Source organism: Mesorhizobium sp. M0019 (genome assembly GCF_040323975.1).
Lineage (GTDB): Bacteria > Pseudomonadota > Alphaproteobacteria > Rhizobiales > Rhizobiaceae > Mesorhizobium.
The window spans coordinates 94,700-115,944 of the sequence record NZ_JAMYVK010000008.1 but is presented as its reverse complement, the minus strand read 5'-3'; the positions used below and the strand labels follow the sequence as shown (position 1 = coordinate 115,944).

Here is a 21,245-nt window from a genome sequence, read left to right as displayed (position 1 = left end):
TACAAACGGCTGAGCACGCCGAGCGTTCCGCCGAAAACTTGGCGCCAGCAAGGCGAAGCTAAACGCAGGGTTGTCGGAGTGCGGAAACGGAGGCCCGATTAACCGGCCGCTGAGCCGGCACTGGTGCGGGCCAGGCCGTCCTTGGCCGGCTGGTAGGTCGGATTGAGGTGCACGGCTTCGCGGTAGGATTTCGCGGCCCTGACCTTGTCGCCGCGCCGCTCGTAGATCAACGCCTGGTTGGACCAGGCCTCGGCATTCTTGCCGTCGAGCTTGATGGCCATGTTGAAGTCGGCGAAGGCATTGTCCTCGTCGTTCATGGCAAGGTAGGAGAGGCCGCGCCCATTGTAAGGCTCGGAGGCATCCGGCGCCAGCGAAATGGCGGTCGAGAAATCCTCGATGGCAAAGGCGTGCTGGCCCTGACTCTGGTAGATCAGGCCGCGATTGTGATAGGCGCGCGCATCGGTCGTGTCGAGCTGGATGGCCTTCTGGAAATCGTTGAAGGCTTCCTGGACCCGGCCCGCCCTGCGGTAGAGATTGCCGCGGCCGATATAGGCGGCGTCATAGTTGGAATTGATCTGGATCGAGCGGTTGTAGTCGGCGAGCGCGCTGGCCTGATCGCCGAGGAAGCGCTGGATGAGCGCCCGGTTCGAATAGGCCTGGTAAAAATTCGGATTGAGCTGGATGGCGGTGTTGAAGTCCTTCAGCGCCGCCTGGTACTGGCCGCCGCGGCCATAGGCCGAGCCGCGCACATTGTAGGCTTCCGGATCCTGGGGGTTGCGCTGGATCACCGCCGACAGCGAGGAGATGTTCTCGCTCGAGGCTTGCGCCTTGTCGATGTTGTTGAACTCGCCGGTCGGAACGCTCTGGCAGCTGGCAAGCGCCATCCCGGAAAGCAGGGCTGCCGTCAGGGCGAGGCCGCGCCACGCGGTTCTGCGCTCTACGGTGATTGCGTCCATGTCTGCCCTGTCCTTACTGCGCCGTCTGGTCCGTTCCCCCTCCGAACCGGCATCTCTCCCAACCGGTCCTCCCGGACCGGGTCGAACTCACAACAAAAAGGTGGCGGCGATTCCGCATCGCGCCACCTTGGATATCCTTGGAAAAGGACGAAAAATTGACGTCAGAACCGCGGCGGACGCGGAGCACCGGCACCGGCAGCACCGGCCGCAACCGGACGCGGCGTCATCGGCAGCAGGCCTTCGCGCTGGGCGCGCTTACGGGCCAGCTTGCGGGCGCGGCGCACGGCTTCCGCCTTTTCACGGGCGCGCTTCTCGGAGGGCTTCTCGTAATGTCCGCGCATCTTCATTTCGCGGAAGATGCCTTCGCGCTGCATCTTTTTCTTGAGCGCGCGAAGCGCCTGATCAACATTGTTGTCGCGGACGAGTACCTGCACGTGCAATCCTGTCTTTCGGGTTTGAAATCAACAGGCAAGCGGCCATAGCCGCAAGCCTCCGCGGCGCGTTACACCACGAATTGGGGCGGCTGATAGCAGAATCAAGGGGCGCTGTCCACAGCCGATTGAGAGGCGGTGCCGATCCCGAAACGAAAAACCCGCCTCGGCGGGGGTCGTTGGTGTGAATCAGCACCATATCGAGTTTAGTAGCATAGCTGCCGGCACAAAGCAAGAACAAAATTCGCCTCGGGCCAGATAGGCGCCGCTACGCGGTGGCCAGGTGGAGCTGCTCGAAACCCTCGAAGAACTCGCCGTAGTCGCAGGTTATCTCCTCGCCGGCGGCGATGTCGCGGGTTGCGGTGGCCCCGCCATATTGCGAAAAGTCGGTGTTCGGCTTGTCGGCGTGGTTCATGAAGCGGCCATTGTCGACCTCATAGACCATGAAGCCCGGCCGGTCCGGACTGGGATAGGCATATCTGTCGAGCAATTCCTTGAGGTGCGGCGGCGCCGTCTCGTATCTTTCCATCGGGATCAGCCGGTCGAAGTCCGGATCGAGCCGCCAGATCTGCGCCCCTTTCCGGATCGGCTCGGCGGCGAACACGCCGACGCCTTCGATTGCGCTTGCAGCGATATAGGTCCTGATCAGCAGCATGTTTCCAACCCGTTTTCGAGGCGAAGACGGAATCGTCAAATCGCCGGAAAAAGCAAGACCGGTTTTTCCGGCATTGCGGCTGGCGGGCCCACGCCAACCGCGAAACGCTTCACGTCCGGGTGATCGAGACACCGCCGTCGGCGAACAGTGCCGTGCCGGTGGTGAAGCTCGATGCATCGGAAGCCAGGTAAAGCGCCGAGCGGGCGATCTCGTCAGGCTCGGCGACGCGCTTCAAGGCATGCAGGTTTTCGACGAAGGCCCGCGATTCAGGTGTCTTGAATGTCGCCGAAGGCGTGTCGGTGCCGCCCGGCAGCAGCGCGTTGACTCGAATCCCCTTGGCGCCAAATTCGGCGGCCAGCACCTGCGTCAATCCGATCAGTCCGGCCTTGCTCGCGGCATAGCTGGTCATGCCGGGCATGCCGACCGTGTAGCCGACGAAGGTGGAGGTGAAGATCAACGAGCCGCCGCCGCGTTCGACCATCGCCGGCACCTGGTATTTCGCGCCGAGAAAGGCGCTGGTCAGATTGGTATCGAGCGTCTCGCGCCAGCCCTCCAGCGACAGCTCCGAAACCGGCCCCATCCTACCGACCGAGCCGGCATTGTTGAAGGCGATGTCGAGCCCGCCGAATTTCTCGACCGCCAGGTCGACCAGGGCTTTTGCGTAGGCTTCGTCACGGACATCGCCGGCAAGGGCGACGGCCGTGCCGTCGGCGTCTTCGATTTCGGCAACCAGCGCATCGAGTTCCGCCTGGCGGCGGGCGGCGACGACGAGCCTGGCGCCTTGCTCGGCAAAGAGCTTTGCCGTGGCGCGGCCGATGCCGGAACTGGCGCCGGTGACGATGGCAACTTTGTTGGCAAGTGCGAGCATTTTTTCTGCATCCTTTTTTCGCGCCGGCTCTGGCCGGCAATCGGGATGCTTGGTCGCAAATCGGGGCGGCGTGAACCACCCGATACACGCGCTGCCCTCGACAGCGCTTCTTGACGTCCGCTTGCCACCAGGCTACGGACCGTCATCCAAAACTCGCGGGTGGACGCGCCACCCATTCCAATGACCCCCAAGACATAATGAGCAAGTTGTTGGCCCCCGGCTTCGAGGGCGACAGCGAGTTGACGTTCGCTCTTCAATCGGCATTTGGCAAAGGCTTTCCGTTAGAAAACCTCCGGCCGCTGCTGACGTCCGGCAACCTTCATACACAGCCCGCCGCCGTCTTTTTGACGGCGGAAGCCGGTTCCAAAATTAGCTACAAGATGAATTGCGTCGTCGCGGAGATCGCCGATCTGCTCGACAGCGAATCTTCGGGCATCCGGTTCGACGCGATCGAGGCGCTTCTAGGGTGCACGACCCCTGCGGACGGCGCCATCCTCGGCCGCGTGATGCTGCGGCTGGATGACGGACATGCCGGCGTTCGGTGGAGAGTCGTCCAGTTCATCTGCTTTGCAGAGCGCTGGCAGCTAAGGCTTGCGGTGGAAAATGCTGCCGCGCTTCGCCCGGACTCGGCTTTCACGACACTGGTCAATGCTTATGGTCACTATATCATGCCGAGTGCCAAGGACCTGCCACGGTTGCTCGCGAATCCGGATGCGGTGTTGCGGCGCTTTGCTGCGGCAGTGGCTATCAGGCCGCGCGAGGTGATCGTCGAGCGCTTCGTGGCCATGGCGGAGCAGTCGGACGATGCGGAAATTCGTCAAATCGCTGCCGATTGCCGCAAAGGTTATTTGCGGGCGACCTATGCGATTGGGCCGTCCATCCTGAAGCGTGCTCCGGCTGACCCGTCAAAAGGCGGAGCTCAGAACAGCGACCGTTGAAAGCACGGCGCAAACCGGCAAGCGCCGTCGCAAACAGGGGCAAGGCGACTATTGCCTAAGTAGCCAGCCGAGCCGATCGAGCGAAAATGCGTAGCTGACGGCGATCAGCATGGCGACGGCTATGCCGGCTGTCGTGTAACCGGCCAGGTGGAATCCGGCAGCGCCGCCGAACAGGATGACGAGTTCGAGCACCAGCCGCAAACCGCCCGGCACCGGAACCGGCGCCCGCCCCGAGCGGCTCGGATCGTTCGGCACCGCGAAGATTCCCCAGAGCGCGGCGGCAACGAACGGCAATGCCACGGCAAGGATCCAGCGCCACATGCCCGCTGAGAGGCTCCAGCCCGCCATGCCGAGGCCGAGCAAAGCGGCGAGCTCCAGCAAGAAGCGCAATGTCAGATTCCACCAGACGTTACCCACCGCCATAATCCTCCGATCGTCAGGCGACGGATAGCGGTGGAAGGCAATTGCATCAACCTGCCCGGATGCGGCTTTTTCGCCACGGCGCAAAACGGCAAGCGCCGTCGCAAACAGTGCAAGGCTGGCAGCACGGTTTCGCTAGTGATACAAGCTCGCGCGCCGGGGCTGGCTGATCTGCCCGGCCGCCATTTGCGAGGCCTGCGACGTTGAAGAAATACTCGGTATTCGCCATCGCCCGCGAGGCCATGCGCGGCCATAAGGGTTGGGAGGAACAGTGGTCCTCGCCGGAGCCGAAGAAGGAGTACGACGTCATCATCGTCGGCGCCGGCGGCCACGGCCTGGCCACCGCCTATTATCTCGCCACCGTGCACGGCATCACCAATGTTGCGGTATTGGAAAAAGGCTGGCTCGGCGGCGGCAATACCGGGCGCAACACCACCATCATCCGCTCGAACTATCTCTACGACGAGAGCGCCGGCATCTACGACCATGCGCTGAAGCTGTGGGACGGGCTCAGCCAGGAGCTCAACTACAACGTCATGTATTCGCCGCGCGGCGTCATGATGCTCGCCCACAACATCCACGACATCCAGGTGCTGAAACGCCACGTCCATGCCAACCGGCTGAACGGCATCGACAATGAATGGCTGACGCCGGAGCAGGCCAAGGAATTCTGCCCGCCGCTCAACATTTCGCCCGGTGCGCGCTATCCGGTGATGGGCGCCTCCCTGCAGCGCCGCGGCGGCACGGCGCGTCACGATGCGGTTGCCTGGGGCTATGCGCGCGGCGCCTCGGCGCGCGGCGTCCACATCATCCAGAATTGCGAGGTCACCGGCGTCAAACGGGCGCCGAACGGCGCGGTCACCGGCGTCGAGACGACGCGCGGCTTCATCGGCGCCAGGAAGGTCGGCGTGGTTGCCGCCGGGCACTCATCGGTGATCATGAACATGGCCGGCGTGCGCATGCCGCTGGAAAGCTATCCGCTGCAGGCGCTGGTGTCGGAGCCGGTCAAGCCGGTGGTGCCTTGCGTGGTGATGTCGAACACCGTGCATGCCTATATCTCGCAATCCGACAAGGGCGAGCTCGTCATCGGCGCCGGCACCGACCAGTATGTCTCCTATTCGCAGACCGGCGGGCTGCACATTTTGCAGCATACGCTGGACGCCATCTGCGAGATGTTCCCGATCTTCACGCGCATGAAGATGCTGCGCTCATGGGGCGGCATCGTCGATGTGACGCCGGACCGTTCGCCGATCCTGGCCAAGACGCCGGTGCCCGGCCTCTATGTCAATTGCGGCTGGGGCACAGGCGGCTTCAAGGCGACGCCGGGTTCGGGCCATGTCTTTGCCCATACGATCGCCAGGGACGATCCGCACCCGATCAACGCGCCCTTCACCATCGAGCGCTTCCGCACCGGCCGCCTCATCGACGAGGCGGCGGCGGCGGCGGTGGCGCACTGATGATGACCGAGATGGCCGTCGCCATGCCGCTGATGCTCGCCGGCGAGCAAGGCCTGTTCCATATCCCCACGCCAGAGGAGGTGCGCCTGCAGCCCATCAGCCGCGCCGGCAATGAAGCGGATTGGCCGTTTTCCGTCGACGAGGGTGTACTCGCCTGCGCCTGGAGCGCCGGTCAGAGAGTGGTCACCTTTATGGAGAACCGGCCAGCCGATCTCGAGGAAGGCGAAAAATTCGAGCGGCGCTACGTCATCGTGACGACCGAACCGATGACGCTTTCGGTCGGCAATATGGCGTATCGCGACCTTTTCCGCCCGGTAGCCAGCATCGAGGAGCGCATCCGGCTGGTGGCGCCCTTCGTGACGATGGGCCAGAGGCTTTGCGACCAACCTGCCGGCGCTCGCGTCGGCCACGGCGAACTGTAGGACCAACCATGCTTCTCATCCGCTGCCCCTATTGCGAGGAAGAGCGTCCGGAGCTCGAATTCCGCAACGCCGGCGAGGCGCATATCGCGCGATCCCCAAACATCGCCGGCGAGAGCGACGACGATTTTGAAAAGTTCTTTTTCATCCGCTCCAATCCCAAGGGGATCATCTATGAGCGCTGGCGGCACATGCATGGCTGTGCGCGGTTCTTCAATGCCGTGCGCGACACCGTCAGCGACAGGTTCCTGATGACTTACAAGGCCGGCGAACCGAAGCCCACCAAGCTGCCGGGAGCCGCCAAATGAGCGCCACGTTCCGCATTGCCGGCGCCGGGCGGCTCAAACAGGCAAAGATAGCTGGCTTCAGCTTCGACGGCCGCCCCTATACCGGCATCGAGGGCGATACGTTGGCCTCGGCGCTGCTTGCAAACGGCGTCCATCTCGTCGGCCGCTCGTTCAAGTACCACCGGCCGCGCGGTTTTCTGTCGGCCGGCGCCGAAGAGCCGAACGCGCTGGTCGAGATCAAGCGCGACGCGGCACGCAAGACGCCGAACGTGCGTGCCCCGGTGCAGGAACTCTATGACGGATTGACCGCACAGTCGCAGAACCGCTGGCCGTCGCTCGCTTTCGACATCGGTGCCGTCAGCAGTATTGCCTCGCCGATGCTTTCGGCCGGCTTCTACTACAAGACCTTCATGTGGCCGAAGGCCGCGTGGAAAAACCTCTACGAGCCCAAGATCCGCGCCGCCGCCGGTCTCGGCGTCGCTCCTGACCAGCCGGATCCCGACCACTATTCGGCGCGCTTCGCCCATTGCGAGGTGCTGGTGCTTGGCGGCGGTGCCGCGGGCATCGCCGCGGCATTGGCCGCGGCCGAGACCGGCGCGCGCGTTATCCTTGCCGACGAGCAGGCGGAATTCGGCGGCAGTCTGCGCTTCGAGAGCGGTGCCCGGATCGACGGCCAGGACGGTTTTGCCTGGGCGCAATCGGCTCTCGCCAAGTTGAGCGCGATGGACAATGTCCGCGTGCTGCCGCGTACCACGGCCTTCGGCTATTACGCGCAGAATTTCGTCGGCCTGGTCGAGCGCGTCAGCGACCATCTGCAGAACCCCGGCCGCGACCTGCCGCGCGAGCGGCTGTGGCAGATTCGCGCCAAACGCGTGGTGCTGGCGACCGGCGCCATCGAGCGCCACATGGTGTTTGCCGACAACGACCGGCCGGGCATCATGCTGGCGTCGGCGGCGCGCACCTATCTCAACCATTACGGCGTCGCCGTCGGCAGGAATGTCGGCGTCTATACGGCGAACGATTCCGCCTATGCGGCGGCGATCGACCTGAAAAAGGCCGGCATCAACATAGCGGCGATCGTCGACCTGCGCGACAACCCGACCGGGCCGGCGATCGACGAGGCGAGGGCGCTCGGCATCGAGGTCAATTTCGGCCGCGCGGTGATCCGCGCCGGCGGCAAATTGCGGGTGTCGTCGATGACTGTGCAGCCGAAGAATGGCGGCGGCGAGCGCACCATCCCGGTTGACGCGATTCTGATGTCGGCCGGCTGGACGCCATCGGTGCATCTGTTCTCGCAATCGCGCGGCAAGGTCGCCTTCAATGACGAGACCAAGCGCTTCGTGCCCGGAATTTATGCGCAGGACTGCGTCTCGGTCGGCGCCTGCAACGGTACCGACGGGCTGTCGGCGACGATCGACGAGGCCTATGCAGCGGGCGCCAAGGCGGCCAAGGACGCCGGCAGCAGACCGGCCAAGGGCACCAAGCCGAAGGTCGACGCCGGCGAGAGCTGGTCGCGCGGCATGCTGGGTGCAGCACCCGGTGCCGGATCGGATACGACGGTCAAGGCCTTTGTCGACTTCCAGAACGACGTCACCGCCAAGGACATCCGCCAGGCAGTGCATGAGGGCATGCGCTCGATCGAGCACGTCAAGCGCTTCACCACCAATGGCATGGCGACCGACCAGGGCAAGACCTCCAACATGCACGGCCTGGCGATTGCCGCCGAGACGTTGGGCAAGCCGATCCCGCAGGTCGGGCTGACGACGTTCCGCGCGCCCTATACGCCGGTGACATTCGGCTCGATCGTCGGGCACGCGCGAGGTCCGCTGTTCGACCCGACCCGCAAGACGGCGATCCATCCCTGGGCCGAGCGCCAGGGCGCTGTATTCGAGGATGTCGGCCAATGGAAGCGCGCCTGGTATTTCCCGAAGCCGGGCGAGGACATACATGCCGCCGTCGATCGTGAGTGCGTCACGGTGCGCAAGACAGCCGGCCTGTTCGACGCCTCGACGCTGGGCAAGATCGAGGTGGTCGGGCCGGATGCGGCCAAATTCATGGAACTGCTCTACACCAATCCATGGGAGAAGCTCGAGCCCGGCCGCTGCCGTTACGGCATCATGCTGCGCGAGGACGGCTTCATCTATGACGACGGTGTCGTCGGCAGGCTTGCACCCGACCGTTTCCATGTGACGACGACGACCGGCGGCGCGCCGCGCGTCATGAACCATATGGAAGACTATCTCCAGACCGAGTTCCCGCATCTCCACGTCTGGCTGACCTCGATCACCGAGCAGTGGGCGGTGATTGCCGTGCAGGGACCCAAGTCTCGCGACATCATTGCGCCGCTGGTCGAGGGCATCGACATGTCGGATGAGGCGCTGCCGCACATGTCGGTGCGCGAAGGCCGGATCTGCGGCGTGCCGACAAGGCTGTTTCGCATGTCGTTCAGCGGTGAGCGCGGCTTCGAGGTCAACGTGCCGGCCGATTATGGCGAGGCGGTCTGGGAAGCGCTATGGGCCGAGGGCCAGAAGCACGGAGCCTGTGCCTACGGCACCGAGTCCATGCATGTGCTGCGCGCTGAAAAGGGCTACATCATCGTCGGCCAGGATACCGACGGCACGGTGACGCCGGACGACGCCGGGCTCGACTGGGCGGTCGGCAAGAAGAAGACCGACTTCGTCGGCATTCGCGGCATGGCGCGGCCGGATCTGGTCGCCAAGGGCCGCAAGCAGCTTGTCGGCCTGAAGACCAGGGATCCCAAGGTGGTGCTGGAGGAGGGCGCGCAGATCGTCGCGGACCCGAAGCAGGCAATCCCGATGAAGATTGGCCATGTCACCTCGAGCTATTGGTCGCAAAATTGCGGCCGCTCGATCGCGCTGGGGCTGGTCGCCGGCGGCCGCGATCACACGGGCGAGACGCTCTATGTGCCGATGCCGAACGGGGTGATCGAGGTGGAGGTCACCGGCATGGTGTTCTTCGACGAGAAGGGGGAGCGCCTCAATGGCTAAGGCCGCTTTGAAAACCGACGCCGCCGGACCCTCAGTCGAACGCCGTCCGGCTCTCGCCGGCCAGTCGCTTTCCGCCGCCGGCGTTACACTTGCCGTGCTGCCGCCGGCCGAGCGCATATCGCTGCGCGCGCCGGAAGCCTCGATTGCGGCTCTTTCGAAAGCGCTCGGCGTCGTCCTGCCGCAAAGGCCGAAAACCTCGGCGGCAAAGGCCGGACGCACGGCCTTGTGGCTCGGGCCGGACGAATGGCTGGTCATCGACGAGAGCGGAAAAGATCCGCTCGCCGACTGCGCCAGCATTTCCGTACTGCATTCGGCGGTCGGCATCTCGCACCGCAACGTCGCCATATCGGTTACCGGTCCGGCTGCCGCGGCGACGATCAATGCCGGCTGCCCGCAGGATCTGTCGCTCGACGCCTTTCCGGTCGGGGCGGCGTCGCGTACCATTCTCGGCAAGGTCGAAATCGTGCTGTTGCGCACGGCGGTCGACGCGTTCCGCGTCGAATGCTGGCGTTCCTTTTCCGATTATGTCTTTACTTTTCTGTCGGAGGCAGCGCGCGACGCGGCAGCATAGGCATGTTCGCCGCGCCCGACCGTTCTGCGACAGCGAGCCGAGGGAGAATGCAAATGCCGCCGAACTCCGCGCCGAAGTCGCCGGTCAAGACGCCGGCCGTGCGCTCTTTCGAAGACGAGCAGCGCACTGGGACGGATATCGAAGAGGAACTCGAGGAAGGCCTCGAGGATACATTCCCGGCCAGCGATCCGGTGTCGATCACCGGAACGGCCATTCCCGGCGCACCGGCAAGACCCGGCAAGCCCAAAAGCGTGGTGGGACAGAAGCGCAAGAAGTGATCTGCGCGGGGTGACAAAAAGCAGGGCTGAGGCCGGCACGATGGGCGGCCGGAAATTGCTGCCGCCCTTTCGTTTCCTCACCGCGTATTGTCGCCCGATCGGCTCAGAAGCTGCTTGGCACGATCCACGGGTCGATGCCGATGCCGAGCCTCGGGCCCTTGCTGCCGGCCTTGTGGGCCGCGGCGTCCGCCTTTTCAAGCGATCCGGTCGGCGCGCAATCAAGCTTCGCACCGGTCTTGGTATCGATGCAGGTCACTTCTTGCTTGCCTGACTGATTGCTGCCGGCAAATGCGGCGCCAGAGAGCGCCAGCAGGGCGGCGAGCGTGAGGATTGCCTTCTTCATCGTCGGTCTCCGGTTTCCAGTTATTGGATTCGTACATGTACGGCATTGCGTACAGATACGCCCAAGACTTATGGAGTTCAAGCAAAATCGTACATGTACGGAGAAATTGAGCGCAGGAATTGCAGAACGCTCGGCGCCGGGGCGCGGATCGTTCGGAGAAGATCCTGCAGATCGGGAGGAGCGCCGCTCTTCAGCAGTTGACCGGCGGCGTGAGCGGCGCAATCTCATGCGCGGCGATGGCTTCGAGCATGATGTCGCCGATCCGTGTGATGAACGTCGTCTGGTCGCCGAACGGGTAGAACGGGAAGGTGATCAGCAGCGAGATGGCGCCGTGGCCGACCGCCCACAGCATGGTGGCGATGGCGCGTGGATCGCCTTTGAGCCTGCCGGCGGCAACGCAGGCTTCGACCCTCGCGATCAGCACTTTCATCGCCGGGTTGCCGCTCTCCATTTCGGCGAAGGTCTTTCCGGCTGGCGGCCTGACTTTTTCGGTCATGAAGACGGTGCGGTATTCGTTGGGATTTTCCAGTCCAAAGGCGGCGTATTCGACAAGCACCGCCTTGAGCGCCTCGATCGGGTCGTCGGCCGTATGATTTGCGATGCGCCTGGCCAAGGTCTCGAAGGCATCCTCGGCCAGCGCGAACAGGATGTCCTGCTTGTCGGCGAAATAGGAATAGACCGACATCGGCGCATAGCCAACGCGCTTGGCGAGCTTGCGGATGGTGAGGCCGTCATAGCCTTCTTCCTGGACAAGCTTGTGCGCGGCGTCGACAAGTTCGGAACGCAGTTCAGCCTTTTGTTTTTCGCGGCGCTCCTGGACGCTTAGCTGCAACTTTCTACTGCCTTATGACTGATGGCTGGATGCAGCATATATACGCTGTACGGCGTCGGGCAAGGGTGGCACGAAGCAGAAGCTTGACTGTCGCATGGCTGGCGATCGCGCTCGGCTTCGCCATGGAAGCTCTCATTCTGACCGTCAGATTTGCGGCAGGTGCCAACCCCGCGACGACGCAGTTTCTGATCGAACTGGCGCAAGGCGTGACCTAGTCGTTCTTCGTCTGCGCCGGCGTCAGCCTCGGCACGGCGCTCACCAAGGTGCGAGGCTCGCTCGGTGGCCTGATCGGTGCGATTTCGGAGCCACTGGCGATGGGCATCGCCAAAGGGACGCAAAAGGTTATGGTCAGCGCGCTGGACGCGGCGGCAAAGCCGGCCATCCTGTCGCTCACGACGCTCGGTGTGCTGCGGGCGATCGAATACGGGCTGCTCGGCTGGGCACTGGCGTCGCTGGCATCGAAGGAAGAACCGCGTCCGCTCCATTTCGCGCTGGCAGGCGCCCTGATAGGCGCGGTATTCGGCGGCGGCACCACGGTGCTGACCATCGAGACGGCCGCGGCAAATGACGCTGCTCTCGCAATGCCACAGGCGATCGCAACCGGCCTCAACGAGATCGTGTTCCCAATCGGTTGTTCACTGGTCGTCTACATTGCGCTGCAGGTCAGCCGCCACATGAAGTACGTCGCGGCCGAAGCTAAATAGATTTGGCACAGATAGATTTGGGCTTCTCCGCCTGACGAGAGTCAGACCGCTTCCGGCTGGCGTTCGATCAGGGTCAGCGTCAGCCAGCGCGCGGTCAGCGCCGGTTTTTTCGAGCCCTCGATCTCGATCGTCACGTCGTGCGCCGTCTGCACCCACCCCGACGGCCTGACCTTGACGTCGGCCAGCACGAAACGGGTGCGGATGCGCGAGCCGGTCTTCACCGGCGCCAGGAAGCGCAGCGAATCGAAGCCGTGATTGACGCCCATCTTGCTGTTTTCCAGCGGCGGCATGGTTTCGAAGGTCATCGCCGACAACAGCGAAAGCGACAGGAAGCCATGCGCGATGGTGCCGCCGAACGGCGTTTCGCGGCTGGCGCGTTCCGGATCGCAATGGATGAACTGATGGTCGTCGGTGGCATCGGCGAACTGGTCGATCATGCGCTGGGTGACGACCCGCCATGGCGACACGCCGACTTCCTTGCCGACGTTGGCCAGAAGCACATCGAGACTGATCGGTTCCACGCTGATGTCCTCCATCTTCACCCCCGGCATTTCACTCGCCGGATGGCGTGCGTCTCATTCCTTGAACAATGTCAGCCCGTGTTGCACCGACTGCCCGCCATCGATCGGCAGGATGGCGCCGGTGACATAGCTGCCGGCCCGGCTGCACAAATAGAGCGTTGCGCCGGCAATGTCATCCGGTGCGCCGATGCGGCCGATCGGAACGTGGTTGCCGATATGTCTTGCCTGGTCCTCGGTGCCGGTGGCGAAGGCGGTCATCCGGCTCTGGAAAGGGCCAGGCGCAAAGGCGTTGACGGTGATGCGGCGGGCGGCGAACTCGATTGCCAGGATGCGCGTCAGGTGGTGAACCGCGGCCTTCGAGGCCGAGTAGGAGTAGGCATCTTCGGCCAAAGGCTGCGTGCCCATCACCGATCCGAGGTTGATCACCCGGGTCGGGTCGGCATCGCTGGCGGCGGCCTCGAGCAGAGGCAGCAATTCGCGCGTCAGGTGGAAGACCGCGGTGACGTTGACGCCGAACACCTTGGCCCAGGCATGGTAGGGAAAGCTTTCCAGCGGCGCGCCCCAGGAGATGCCGGCATTGTTGACCAGAATATGCAGCCGCTCGGTCCGCGCCCTGACCTCGGCCACAAGCGCCGCAATGCCGGCCTCGCTGGAGACGTCGCCGGCAAAACCTTCCGCCCGGCCGGATGCGCCAAGGCCGTTCAACTCGCCCGCTACCCTGACGCAATCCTCGCTCTTGCGCGAGGCGATCATCACCGAGGCGCCGGCCATGACCAGAGCGGTCGCCGCCATGCGGCCGATGCCGGTCGCGGCGCCGGTGACCAGCGCCGTCTTGCCGGCGACTGAGAACAGCTCGTCCAGATAGCTCATCGTACCCTCCGTGCAGTTCACCGCGCTTTGGTTCAAGGAAGCGGCTTCACGTCGACAAGGCTAGCCGAACTTCGATCATGCTTGCCATGGGTAAAGTAGCTGGGGTGGGGCACGCTTAGCGGCTGAATGGTTAAGCCCGAAATGCAAGGTGGTCATTCGGCCGTGACATGGGTCGGATGAATGATGCGGCCGTGCCCGTTAGCGAGCACCTTGGTAAGCTGTTCATTTCGTGCGTGAACCAGTCGTCGTTACTCCTCCGCCCCAGCCGCAGGCGGGTCTTGAGGAGTTGGGAGGTGGCCGAGCAGTGGGGCGGGACTGACATTCGTATTCGTGGACGGGGACTATGCTTTCGGGGGGAAAGCCATGGGTAAGAAGCAACGCACCGTCCTGCTGGCAGCGGTTTTTGCGACTGTATTTGGCGTCTTTTTGCTGATCCTGATTCTGCAGATGATCAGTTTTTTAGTGGACTAGACCGAAGCGAAATGCGTCCCTTTCCGGAGGGGCTCTACCGCAGGCTTTCCAGTTCGCGGATGCGTTTGGCGCCGTCGGCTTCGAGCTGCCTTGTGACCGCGCCGATCAGCGCTTCGGCAACGACGAAAAGTGCGGCGGATGAGTCCCAGGCCGAAGGCACGGCGGTGCGCCCGGCAATGACGTGGCGGGCGAAGCGGGCGATCGGCGACAGCCACTGGTCGGTAAACAGCACGATCTGCACGCCGCGCTGGTTGGCGGTCTCGGCGAAACGGACCAGGCTATCCTGGTAGCGCCTGATGTCGAAGATCACCAGCACGTCGCGCTTGCCCATGTCGATCAGCCGGTCGCGCCAGACGCTTTCCTGGCCGGCGAGATGGAAGACGTTGGGTTTGATGATAGCAAGGTGGGCCGCCATGTAGCGCGCCAGCGGGTCGGTGAAGCGGCCACCGATCAGGAATGTCTTGCCGCGCCGGTCGGCCAGCTTGGCGACGATGTCGGCAAGCTGCTTGTCAGAGAGATGCCGGAATGTCTCGCGCATATTGTCGAGCGTCGCCTCCAGCATCGGCGACACGGCGCTGCTGCCCGGCGACGGGGAATTGAGTGTCCGTGACGCCGGCGACTGCAATTGCGCCGCCAGTTCGTCTTGCAGCGCCGACTGGAATTCCGGATAGTTCTGAAAGCCGAGCCGGGCGACGAAACGCAGGATCGTCGGCGATGATACGCCGGCCGTAGCCGAGAATTCGGCGACCGTCTTCAGCCCGATCAGCGGATAGCTGGCGATCAGCGCTTGCGCTGCGCGCCGCTCGCCGGCCGGCATGGTGCCGATGCGGTCGGAGATCAGTTCGGCAATGCTCGAAACCATGCTTTTTCCCCACCCTGGCCGTGCCGTTAGCGCATTATCGAAATCGCGTTTGACAAAGCCGGCCAAACTGTATGAAATCATCCGCAGGGACGCAATGAGGCAAAATACGTAACATACGATACAGCGCTCCCCGGGGACAGCAGACAATGGAGACAGCACGGCCCGCCAGCCTTGCATCGCCTGAAACCGTAAGGGTGACGAACCCCGGCGGATCGAGCCCCTTCGTGCTGACCTGCGACCACGCCTCCAATTTCCTGCCACCGGAATTCGGAACGCTCGGCCTTGCCGCCGAGGATCTTTCCCGCCACATCGCCTGGGATCCCGGCGCCTTGCCGGTGGCGCGCCGCATGGCCGAGGCGCTCGATGCGACGCTGGTCGAGACCTGCATCTCGCGGCTCATCATCGACTGCAACCGCCCGCTCGACGCGCCGGACCTGATAGTGACGGTCAGCGCCAGCGAAAAAACCGTGGTCCCGGCCAACCAGGGACTTTCGGCCGACCAGCGGGAGGCGCGCATCGCGCTGGCGTGGCGACCGTTTCACGAGCGGATCGCAACGGTCATCGACGAGCGCCTGGCGGCCGGGCGGGAGACCAGGCTGGTCTCGATCCATTCCTTCACGCCGCTCTACAAAGGCAAAAGCCGGCCCTGGCACATCGGCATCATCCACGACGAGGATCGCCGGCTGGCGGCGCCGCTGATCGCGACACTGAAGCGGCTTGCCGGCGTCAGCGTCGGCGTCAACGAACCCTATTCGCCGGCCGACCGGGTCTATTTCACGCTGGAACGCCATGCGCGCTCGCGCGGGCTGCCCTGCGCAATGATTGAAATCCGCAACGACGAGATCGCCGGCGCGGCCGGGCAGCGGAAATGGGCGGATCTGCTCACCGGTATTTTTCTCAATCTGGAGCCCGAAGCGGCCAAGGCCTCCAGACCAAGCGCAGTCGGAAAGTCAGTTCAATCGGCCAGCTAAGAAACCAAAAGGGGACTTTAAAATGGTAGCACCGGGTTACAGCGAAGTTGACAAGAAGGAGGACCTGAAAGTTCTCCACGGAATGGGCTATGCTCAGGAACTGTCGCGAAGCATGAGCCGCTTCTCGAATTTCGCGATCTCGTTCTCGATCATCTGCATCCTCTCAGGCGGCATCAATTCCTTCGCGCAAGCGACGTCGTCCATCGGTGGCGCCGGCGCTGGCATCGGCTGGATCGTCGGGTGCATGGTTTCGGGATTTTTCGCGCTCGCCATGGCCCAGATCGCCTCTGCATTTCCGACCGCCGGCGGCCTCTATCACTGGGCATCCATCCTAGGGAACCGTTTCACTGGCTGGCTCACCGCATGGCTCAATCTGCTCGGCCTGATCACCGTGCTCGGCGCCATCAACATCGGTACTGCTTTCTTCTTCGTCGGCACTTTCGGCGGAGCCTTCGGCATGACCGGCACGCCTGGTGAGATCGTCGGGTTTGTCGCGTTCATCACCGTGTTGCAGGCGCTGCTCAATCATTTCGGCATCAAATTGACGGCTATGTTGACGGACGCCTCCGGCTTCCTGATCCTGGCAACGACAGCCGTGCTGATCGTCGCCTGCCTGATGTTTGCTCCAGCGATCGACATTACGCGGCTGTGGACGTTCACGAACTATTCGGGCGACGCGGGCGGCGGTGTTTTCCCGCAGTCCGATTCCATGACGTATCTCTTCCTGCTCTGCCTGCTACTGCCGGTTTACACCATCACTGGCTATGACGCGTCGGCGCATACTTCGGAAGAAACGTTGAGGGCGGCGCACTCGGTTCCGCGGGCAATCGTTTCGTCCGTAGTCTGGTCGTCGCTGATCGGCTGGGTGATGCTGTGCGCGATCGTACTGGCGATTCCGGATCTGGCGGCCGGCGCCAAGCAGGGCTGGAGCGTGTTCTTCGCCACGATGGACGCGATCTTGCCGGCGTGGCTGAAGACACTGCTCTATCTGGGCATCCTGATCGCGCAGTTCCTCTGCGGTCTGGCAACGGTCACCTCTGCCTCGCGCATGCTTTTCGCCTTCTCGCGTGACGGCGGCATGCCGGTCGGCTCGGCCTCGCTAGCCAAGGTCAGCCCGACCTGGCGCACGCCGGTCAATGCGATTTGGACGGCTGCTGTGCTCGAGGTCATCTATGTCTTTCTTGCCCAGTTCATCTCGGTCGGCGGCACGAACATCTATACCATCGTCGTCAATTCGACATTGGTGTTCCTGTTTCTGTCCTTCATCATTCCGATCGTGCTCGGCATGATGGCTTTCGGAACGGAAAAATGGCCGAACCCCGGCCCATGGAACCTCGGCGCCGGCCTGTTCAAGCTGTTTTGCATCCTGTCGGTCATCGGCATGGCGATCATCTTCTACATCGCCATCCAGCCGCCGAACGACAAAGTGCTCTATATCACCCTGGGCTTCATTGTGCTGACCGCGGTGCTTTGGTTCGGTTTCGAGAACCGCCGCTTCCAGGGTCCGCCCATTGGCGACCAGATCGCAAAGCGCCAGGCGGCAATCAAGGCAGCCGAGGTAGCCATAGGCGAAGCCGGCGCCTGACGCCCTCTCATGACCATGGCCGGTATTCGCGCCGGCCGTGGTTTTCGTTTCCTTTTCAAAGTGACAAGCCCGAAACGACAAGCGCTGGAGTGCCAAAGGAATGGCCGGAAATTTCTCGTTCGATCAGTTGAAGCAAGCGGTCTCCAGCGGCGAGGTCGACACGGTGCTGGCCTGCATCGTCGATATGCAGGGGCGGCTCGCGGGAAAGCGGTTCCTGGCCCGGTATTTCGTCGATTCCGCGCATGACGAGACGCATGGCTGCAACTATCTGTTGGCCGCAGACATCGATATGGAACCGGTGCCCGGCTACAAGGCGGCGAGCTGGTCGAAAGGCTACGGCGATTTCGTCATGAAGCCGGACCTTGCGACGCTGCGGCGCGTTCCGTGGCTGGAGAAGACGGCGCTGGTGATCTGCGACGTGCTCGACCACCATACCCATGACGATCTGGCGCATTCGCCGCGCGCCATGCTGAAGAAGCAGGTCAAGCGGCTGCAGGAACGCGGCTATATCGGCTATTTCGCTTCCGAGCTCGAATTCTATCTGTTCAGCGAGACCTACGATTCCGCCCGCAAGAAGCACTGGCAGGGCCTCGAGACGGCATCGCCCTACATCGGCGACTACCAGATCGGCATCACCACCAAGGAAGAAGGCGTCATGCGCCGGCTGCGCAACGAGATGGAGGCGGCCGGCATCCCGATCGAGAATTCGAAGGGCGAGTGGGGGCCAGGCCAGGAAGAGATCAATGTCCGCTACGCCGAGGCGCTCGACATGGCCGACCGCCACGTCATCCTGAAGAACGGCGCCAAGGAAATCGCCGAGTCCGAAGGCAAGGCGATCTCGTTCATGGCCAAGTACAATTACGGGCTGGCCGGCAATTCCAGCCACATCCATAATTCGCTGTGGAGCGCCGACGGCAAGACGCCGCTGTTCTACGATAAGAATGCCGAGTGGACGCTGTCGACGCTCGGCCAGCAATGGGCGGCCGGCCAGCTCAAATATGCCAAGGAATTCACCTGGTTCCTGGCGCCCTACATCAACTCCTACAAGCGCTTCCAGGCCGGCACCTTCGCGCCGACCAAGATCATGTGGAGCGAAGACAACCGCACTGCCGGCTTCCGTCTTTGCGGCGAGGGCACCAAGGGCATCCGCATGGAATGCCGCGTCGGCGGCGCCGATTTGAACCCCTATCTGGCTTTCGCCGCGCTGATCGCGGCCGGGCTTGCCGGCATCGATGAAAAGCTTGAACTGCAGAAGCCCTTCGTCGGTGATGCCTACCAGGCCTCGCAGCTGCCTGAAATTCCAAAGACATTGCGCGACGCCACCGCGACGCTGGCGGAATCGAAAATGCTGAGGCAGGCGCTCGGCGACGATGTGCTGGAACATTATGTCCACACGGCACACTGGGAACAGTTCGAGTACGACCGCCGGATTACGGACTGGGAACTGCACAGGGGGTTCGAGCGGTATTGACGGCGTTGCGCTTTACGCAATATTGTTGCGGTTATCGCACCAGCAACACGCAGGAGGCAGCGTTTGCCCAAAGGTAGAGCCCATGTCGACAAGGCGTGGTTCATGAGTCGAATGAAGGAGCGCAAGCTCACGGTACGCAGCATGGCCGGCCGCATGAACATACACTACAGCGCCTTGTCGCGGACACTGAACGGTGAGCGGCGTATGCAGGTCGACGAGATACGCAAGATTGCTGAAATTCTCGACCGGCAGGAAAGCGAGATATTGGTGCACCTCGGAAGTTCCAATGATGCGGCGAGGCCACCGGAGCCTGATCGCCGGTCTGGTTTCAAGGAGGGGCAAGTGGATTTCGTGGACGACATGAACGGCAACAAGAAGGAAGAGTACATCGTGCCGCCTCGGGGTGCCGATCCGTTGTTTGGATGCATGGCCGGGACGCTCACCCTGCTTCCGGACGTCGACTATACCGCGCCCGCCGATCCGGATTGGGGCAATGTCTATGACGAGTGAGGGGGTTCTGCTCGACACATGCTTCATGCTGTGGCTGTCAACGGAGCAGCCGGTCACGAGGGCTGCGGTCGAGAAGGTGACCAGCGCACGCAAAAATGGCAGCGTGATCGCCGTTTCCGTGATGTCCGCCTGGGAAATCGGCATGCTTGTAGCCAAGGGCCGGTTGCCATTCATCAAGTCACCGCTCGCATGGTTCGAACGGTTCGTGCAGACCGGGGCAGCGAGCGTCGAGGGGATCGACAGTGAGCTTTTGGTCGAGTCTTCGTTCCTGCCCGGCGTCGTTCACAACGATCCAACGGATCGGATCATCATAGCCACGGCGCGCTCGAAAAACCTCGAGATCATCACCCGCGATCGCGCAATCCTTGCCTATGGCGCGGCCGGCTTCGTCAAAACAGTGCCTTGTTGATTTGGAGACCTCTTTGGAAACCGTGAAGATAAAATCCCCCGTCGACGGTTCGATCTATGCCGAACGGCCTCTTGCCACCGACCAGGCGATCGGTGCCGCGGTCGAACGTGCCAAGGCGGCGCAGGAGAAGTGGGCTGAGACGCCGGTCGTCGAGCGCGGCAAATACATGCCTGCCATGCTGGAAGCGCTGGTCGCCATGACCGGCGAGATCGTGCCGGAGATCGCCTGGCAGATGGGCCGGCCGGTGCGCTATGGCGGCGAGTTCGGCGGCGTCAGGGAACGCGTCAGCTACATGGTCGAGATCGCCGAGGCGGCCCTGAAGCCGGTGATGGCCTCCAACCCGAAGGACGGCTTTCGCCGTTATGTGAAGAAGGTGCCGCTCGGCGTGGTCATGGTGATCGCGCCGTGGAACTATCCCTATCTCACTGCGGTCAACACCATAGTCCCGGCGCTGATGGCGGGCAGCGCCGTCATCCTCAAGCATGCGGCACAGACATTGTTGGTCGGCGAGCGGTTTCAGCAGGCGTTTGATAAGGCCGGCCTGCCCAAGGGCCTGTTCCAGAACCTCGTCCTGAACCACGCGCAGACTGAAAGGCTGCTCGGCTCCGGCAAGATCGACCATGTCAACTTCACCGGCTCGGTCGCCGGCGGCCGCGCCATCGAGAAGGCGGCGGCGGGCACCTTCATGACGCTCGGCCTCGAACTCGGCGGCAAGGATCCGGCCTATGTGCTGCCGGACGCAAAGATGGACCATGCCGTTGCCAATCTGGTCGACGGCGCCTTCTACAATTCCGGCCAGTGCTGCTGCGGCATCGAACGCGTCTATGTCCACGAGAAGGTCTACGATGAATTCGTCGAGGGCTTCATTGCCGAGACCAGGAACTACGTCGTCGGCAATCCGCTCGACCAGGCGACCACCATGGGGCCGATGGCGCAGGCGCGCTTCGCCGACCTGATCCGCGAGCAGAAGGCCGAGGCGTTGCGCAAGGGCGCCAGGGCGCACATCAATATGAAGGTGGCCAACGACAGGCAGGGTTCGCCTTATCTGGCGCCGGAAGTGCTGACCCAGGTCGACCACCAGATGAGCGTCATGCGAGAGGAAAGCTTTGGCCCGATCGTCGGCATCGTGAAGGTGCGCAACGACGAGGAAGCGATCGCGCTGATGAACGACAGCCCCTATGGGCTGACGGCCTCGATCTGGACGCGCGACATTGAGCATGCGGCGGCGATCGGCGATCGTGTCGAGACCGGCACGGTGTTCATGAACCGCTGCGACTATCTCGATCCGGCGCTGGTCTGGACCGGCGTCAAGGACACCGGCAAGGGCGCGGCACTGTCGGCCATCGGCTACGATAATCTGACCAGGCCGAGATCATACCATCTGCGCGAGGTGATCTAAGGTGGCGAT

At 63.1% G+C, this 21,245-nt stretch carries 25 protein-coding genes; 15 read left to right on the top strand and 10 right to left on the bottom strand.

Annotation, left to right across the window (positions count from 1 at the left end):
- Positions 1-98: 98 nt before the first annotated feature.
- The 4 genes from NKK47_RS08825 to NKK47_RS08810 all read right to left on the bottom strand — a co-directional run bounded on the left by NKK47_RS08825 (position 99) and on the right by NKK47_RS08810 (position 2,910).
- Complete coding sequence (locus NKK47_RS08825; RefSeq protein ID WP_352576190.1) at positions 99-956, bottom strand: tetratricopeptide repeat protein; 858 nt, start codon at positions 954-956, stop codon at positions 99-101.
- A 161-nt stretch (positions 957-1,117) separates the two neighbouring features.
- Positions 1,118-1,390: a 30S ribosomal protein S21 gene (gene rpsU, locus NKK47_RS08820; RefSeq protein ID WP_023675331.1), complete on the bottom strand. Its 273-nt coding sequence runs from the start codon at positions 1,388-1,390 to the stop codon at positions 1,118-1,120.
- 265 nt (positions 1,391-1,655) lie between these two features.
- The gene (locus NKK47_RS08815; RefSeq protein ID WP_352454023.1) at positions 1,656-2,042 is read right to left on the bottom strand and encodes an SET domain-containing protein; all 387 of its coding nucleotides are present in this window, start codon (positions 2,040-2,042) and stop codon (positions 1,656-1,658) included.
- A gap of 109 nt (positions 2,043-2,151) precedes the next feature.
- On the bottom strand, positions 2,152-2,910 hold the full coding sequence (locus tag NKK47_RS08810) for an SDR family oxidoreductase (protein WP_352576188.1): 759 nt from the start codon (positions 2,908-2,910) through the stop codon (positions 2,152-2,154).
- A 197-nt stretch (positions 2,911-3,107) separates the two neighbouring features.
- Between NKK47_RS08810 and NKK47_RS08805 the strand changes: the two genes are divergently transcribed.
- Positions 3,108-3,848: a hypothetical protein gene (locus NKK47_RS08805; RefSeq protein WP_352576186.1), complete on the top strand. Its 741-nt coding sequence runs from the start codon at positions 3,108-3,110 to the stop codon at positions 3,846-3,848.
- A gap of 48 nt (positions 3,849-3,896) precedes the next feature.
- Here NKK47_RS08805 and NKK47_RS08800 read toward each other — a convergent pair whose 3' ends face one another.
- The gene (locus NKK47_RS08800) at positions 3,897-4,271 is read right to left on the bottom strand and encodes a YrdB family protein (protein ID WP_352576184.1); all 375 of its coding nucleotides are present in this window, start codon (positions 4,269-4,271) and stop codon (positions 3,897-3,899) included.
- Between the two features lie 200 nt (positions 4,272-4,471).
- Between NKK47_RS08800 and NKK47_RS08795 the strand changes: the two genes are divergently transcribed.
- The 6 genes from NKK47_RS08795 to NKK47_RS08770 are packed head-to-tail and all read left to right on the top strand — an operon-like array spanning position 4,472 to position 10,288.
- Positions 4,472-5,725 carry a sarcosine oxidase subunit beta gene (locus NKK47_RS08795; protein ID WP_352568178.1) on the top strand — a complete coding sequence of 418 codons (1,254 nt, stop codon included), beginning with the start codon at positions 4,472-4,474 and terminating at the stop codon, positions 5,723-5,725.
- Entirely contained in the window at positions 5,725-6,147 is a 423-nt protein-coding gene (locus tag NKK47_RS08790; protein WP_023675337.1) for a hypothetical protein, read from the top strand. The genes NKK47_RS08795 and NKK47_RS08790 overlap by 1 nt, the downstream gene beginning before the upstream one ends.
- An 8-nt stretch (positions 6,148-6,155) precedes the next feature.
- Entirely contained in the window at positions 6,156-6,452 is a 297-nt protein-coding gene (locus NKK47_RS08785) for a sarcosine oxidase subunit delta (RefSeq protein ID WP_292519105.1), read from the top strand.
- On the top strand, positions 6,449-9,439 hold the full coding sequence (locus NKK47_RS08780; protein ID WP_352576182.1) for a sarcosine oxidase subunit alpha: 2,991 nt from the start codon (positions 6,449-6,451) through the stop codon (positions 9,437-9,439). The genes NKK47_RS08785 and NKK47_RS08780 overlap by 4 nt, the downstream gene beginning before the upstream one ends.
- Positions 9,432-10,010, top strand: a complete 579-nt coding sequence (locus NKK47_RS08775) for a sarcosine oxidase subunit gamma (protein WP_352576180.1) — start codon at positions 9,432-9,434, stop codon at positions 10,008-10,010. Before NKK47_RS08780 ends, NKK47_RS08775 begins: the two co-directional genes overlap by 8 nt.
- Before the next feature lie 53 nt (positions 10,011-10,063).
- Complete coding sequence (locus tag NKK47_RS08770; RefSeq protein ID WP_023675341.1) at positions 10,064-10,288, top strand: hypothetical protein; 225 nt, start codon at positions 10,064-10,066, stop codon at positions 10,286-10,288.
- A 103-nt stretch (positions 10,289-10,391) separates the two neighbouring features.
- Here the strand turns inward: NKK47_RS08770 and NKK47_RS08765 are convergent, their stop codons facing one another.
- Complete coding sequence (locus tag NKK47_RS08765; RefSeq protein WP_352448260.1) at positions 10,392-10,631, bottom strand: DUF680 domain-containing protein; 240 nt, start codon at positions 10,629-10,631, stop codon at positions 10,392-10,394.
- Positions 10,632-10,821: 190 nt separating this feature from the next.
- The gene (locus NKK47_RS08760) at positions 10,822-11,463 is read right to left on the bottom strand and encodes a TetR/AcrR family transcriptional regulator (RefSeq protein WP_023675343.1); all 642 of its coding nucleotides are present in this window, start codon (positions 11,461-11,463) and stop codon (positions 10,822-10,824) included.
- Between the two features lie 83 nt (positions 11,464-11,546).
- On the opposite strand from NKK47_RS08760, the gene NKK47_RS08755 reads away from it, so the two are divergent.
- Together NKK47_RS08755 and NKK47_RS08750 are read left to right on the top strand one after the other, a co-directional pair.
- Positions 11,547-11,678 (top strand): hypothetical protein, encoded by a 132-nt coding sequence (locus NKK47_RS08755; RefSeq protein WP_352576178.1) that lies wholly within the window; start codon positions 11,547-11,549, stop codon positions 11,676-11,678.
- A gap of 99 nt (positions 11,679-11,777) precedes the next feature.
- The gene (locus NKK47_RS08750) at positions 11,778-12,167 is read left to right on the top strand and encodes a hypothetical protein (protein WP_352576176.1); all 390 of its coding nucleotides are present in this window, start codon (positions 11,778-11,780) and stop codon (positions 12,165-12,167) included.
- 41 nt (positions 12,168-12,208) lie between these two features.
- Here the strand turns inward: NKK47_RS08750 and NKK47_RS08745 are convergent, their stop codons facing one another.
- The 3 genes from NKK47_RS08745 to NKK47_RS08735 all read right to left on the bottom strand — a co-directional run bounded on the left by NKK47_RS08745 (position 12,209) and on the right by NKK47_RS08735 (position 14,891).
- Entirely contained in the window at positions 12,209-12,703 is a 495-nt protein-coding gene (locus NKK47_RS08745) for a MaoC family dehydratase (RefSeq protein WP_031211357.1), read from the bottom strand.
- Between the two features lie 39 nt (positions 12,704-12,742).
- Positions 12,743-13,558: an SDR family oxidoreductase gene (locus NKK47_RS08740; protein ID WP_352576174.1), complete on the bottom strand. Its 816-nt coding sequence runs from the start codon at positions 13,556-13,558 to the stop codon at positions 12,743-12,745.
- 505 nt (positions 13,559-14,063) lie between these two features.
- Positions 14,064-14,891: a MurR/RpiR family transcriptional regulator gene (locus tag NKK47_RS08735; protein ID WP_352576172.1), complete on the bottom strand. Its 828-nt coding sequence runs from the start codon at positions 14,889-14,891 to the stop codon at positions 14,064-14,066.
- A gap of 146 nt (positions 14,892-15,037) precedes the next feature.
- Between NKK47_RS08735 and NKK47_RS08730 the strand changes: the two genes are divergently transcribed.
- The 6 genes from NKK47_RS08730 to NKK47_RS08705 all read left to right on the top strand — a co-directional run bounded on the left by NKK47_RS08730 (position 15,038) and on the right by NKK47_RS08705 (position 21,236).
- Positions 15,038-15,862 carry an N-formylglutamate amidohydrolase gene (locus NKK47_RS08730; protein ID WP_352448256.1) on the top strand — a complete coding sequence of 275 codons (825 nt, stop codon included), beginning with the start codon at positions 15,038-15,040 and terminating at the stop codon, positions 15,860-15,862.
- 22 nt (positions 15,863-15,884) lie between these two features.
- Positions 15,885-17,447 carry an amino acid permease gene (locus NKK47_RS08725; RefSeq protein ID WP_352568173.1) on the top strand — a complete coding sequence of 521 codons (1,563 nt, stop codon included), beginning with the start codon at positions 15,885-15,887 and terminating at the stop codon, positions 17,445-17,447.
- Between the two features lie 100 nt (positions 17,448-17,547).
- Positions 17,548-18,918, top strand: coding sequence for a glutamine synthetase family protein (locus NKK47_RS08720; RefSeq protein WP_352568172.1), 1,371 nt, complete (start codon positions 17,548-17,550; stop codon positions 18,916-18,918).
- 111 nt (positions 18,919-19,029) lie between these two features.
- On the top strand, positions 19,030-19,428 hold the full coding sequence (locus NKK47_RS08715; protein ID WP_352576170.1) for a helix-turn-helix domain-containing protein: 399 nt from the start codon (positions 19,030-19,032) through the stop codon (positions 19,426-19,428).
- A complete protein-coding gene (locus NKK47_RS08710; RefSeq protein ID WP_352506370.1) occupies positions 19,412-19,837 on the top strand; it encodes a type II toxin-antitoxin system VapC family toxin in 426 nt (141 codons plus the stop codon). The genes NKK47_RS08715 and NKK47_RS08710 overlap by 17 nt, the downstream gene beginning before the upstream one ends.
- A complete protein-coding gene (locus NKK47_RS08705) occupies positions 19,800-21,236 on the top strand; it encodes an aldehyde dehydrogenase family protein (protein WP_352576168.1) in 1,437 nt (478 codons plus the stop codon). Before NKK47_RS08710 ends, NKK47_RS08705 begins: the two co-directional genes overlap by 38 nt.
- The last annotated feature ends 9 nt before the right edge of the window (positions 21,237-21,245 follow it).

Excerpts from the sequence above, each read along its gene's own strand:
- NKK47_RS08805 (WP_352576186.1), top strand. The coding sequence starts at position 3,108 with ATGAGCAAGTTGTTGGCCCCCGGCTTCGAGGGCGACAGCGAGTTGACG.
- NKK47_RS08740 (WP_352576174.1), bottom strand. The coding sequence starts at position 13,558 with ATGAGCTATCTGGACGAGCTGTTCTCAGTCGCCGGCAAGACGGCGCTG.
- NKK47_RS08770 (WP_023675341.1), top strand. The coding sequence starts at position 10,064 with ATGCCGCCGAACTCCGCGCCGAAGTCGCCGGTCAAGACGCCGGCCGTG.
- NKK47_RS08790 (WP_023675337.1), top strand. The coding sequence starts at position 5,725 with ATGATGACCGAGATGGCCGTCGCCATGCCGCTGATGCTCGCCGGCGAG.
- NKK47_RS08810 (WP_352576188.1), bottom strand. The coding sequence starts at position 2,910 with ATGCTCGCACTTGCCAACAAAGTTGCCATCGTCACCGGCGCCAGTTCC.
- NKK47_RS08705 (WP_352576168.1), top strand. The coding sequence starts at position 19,800 with ATGGCGCGGCCGGCTTCGTCAAAACAGTGCCTTGTTGATTTGGAGACC.
- NKK47_RS08715 (WP_352576170.1), top strand. The coding sequence starts at position 19,030 with ATGAAGGAGCGCAAGCTCACGGTACGCAGCATGGCCGGCCGCATGAAC.
- NKK47_RS08720 (WP_352568172.1), top strand. The coding sequence starts at position 17,548 with ATGGCCGGAAATTTCTCGTTCGATCAGTTGAAGCAAGCGGTCTCCAGC.
- NKK47_RS08775 (WP_352576180.1), top strand. The coding sequence starts at position 9,432 with ATGGCTAAGGCCGCTTTGAAAACCGACGCCGCCGGACCCTCAGTCGAA.
- NKK47_RS08725 (WP_352568173.1), top strand. The coding sequence starts at position 15,885 with ATGGTAGCACCGGGTTACAGCGAAGTTGACAAGAAGGAGGACCTGAAA.
- NKK47_RS08785 (WP_292519105.1), top strand. The coding sequence starts at position 6,156 with ATGCTTCTCATCCGCTGCCCCTATTGCGAGGAAGAGCGTCCGGAGCTC.
- NKK47_RS08710 (WP_352506370.1), top strand. The coding sequence starts at position 19,412 with ATGTCTATGACGAGTGAGGGGGTTCTGCTCGACACATGCTTCATGCTG.
- NKK47_RS08765 (WP_352448260.1), bottom strand. The coding sequence starts at position 10,631 with ATGAAGAAGGCAATCCTCACGCTCGCCGCCCTGCTGGCGCTCTCTGGC.
- NKK47_RS08815 (WP_352454023.1), bottom strand. The coding sequence starts at position 2,042 with ATGCTGCTGATCAGGACCTATATCGCTGCAAGCGCAATCGAAGGCGTC.
- NKK47_RS08825 (WP_352576190.1), bottom strand. The coding sequence starts at position 956 with ATGGACGCAATCACCGTAGAGCGCAGAACCGCGTGGCGCGGCCTCGCC.
- NKK47_RS08730 (WP_352448256.1), top strand. The coding sequence starts at position 15,038 with ATGGAGACAGCACGGCCCGCCAGCCTTGCATCGCCTGAAACCGTAAGG.
- NKK47_RS08800 (WP_352576184.1), bottom strand. The coding sequence starts at position 4,271 with ATGGCGGTGGGTAACGTCTGGTGGAATCTGACATTGCGCTTCTTGCTG.
- NKK47_RS08750 (WP_352576176.1), top strand. The coding sequence starts at position 11,778 with ATGGGCATCGCCAAAGGGACGCAAAAGGTTATGGTCAGCGCGCTGGAC.
- NKK47_RS08745 (WP_031211357.1), bottom strand. The coding sequence starts at position 12,703 with ATGGAGGACATCAGCGTGGAACCGATCAGTCTCGATGTGCTTCTGGCC.
- NKK47_RS08780 (WP_352576182.1), top strand. The coding sequence starts at position 6,449 with ATGAGCGCCACGTTCCGCATTGCCGGCGCCGGGCGGCTCAAACAGGCA.
- NKK47_RS08735 (WP_352576172.1), bottom strand. The coding sequence starts at position 14,891 with ATGGTTTCGAGCATTGCCGAACTGATCTCCGACCGCATCGGCACCATG.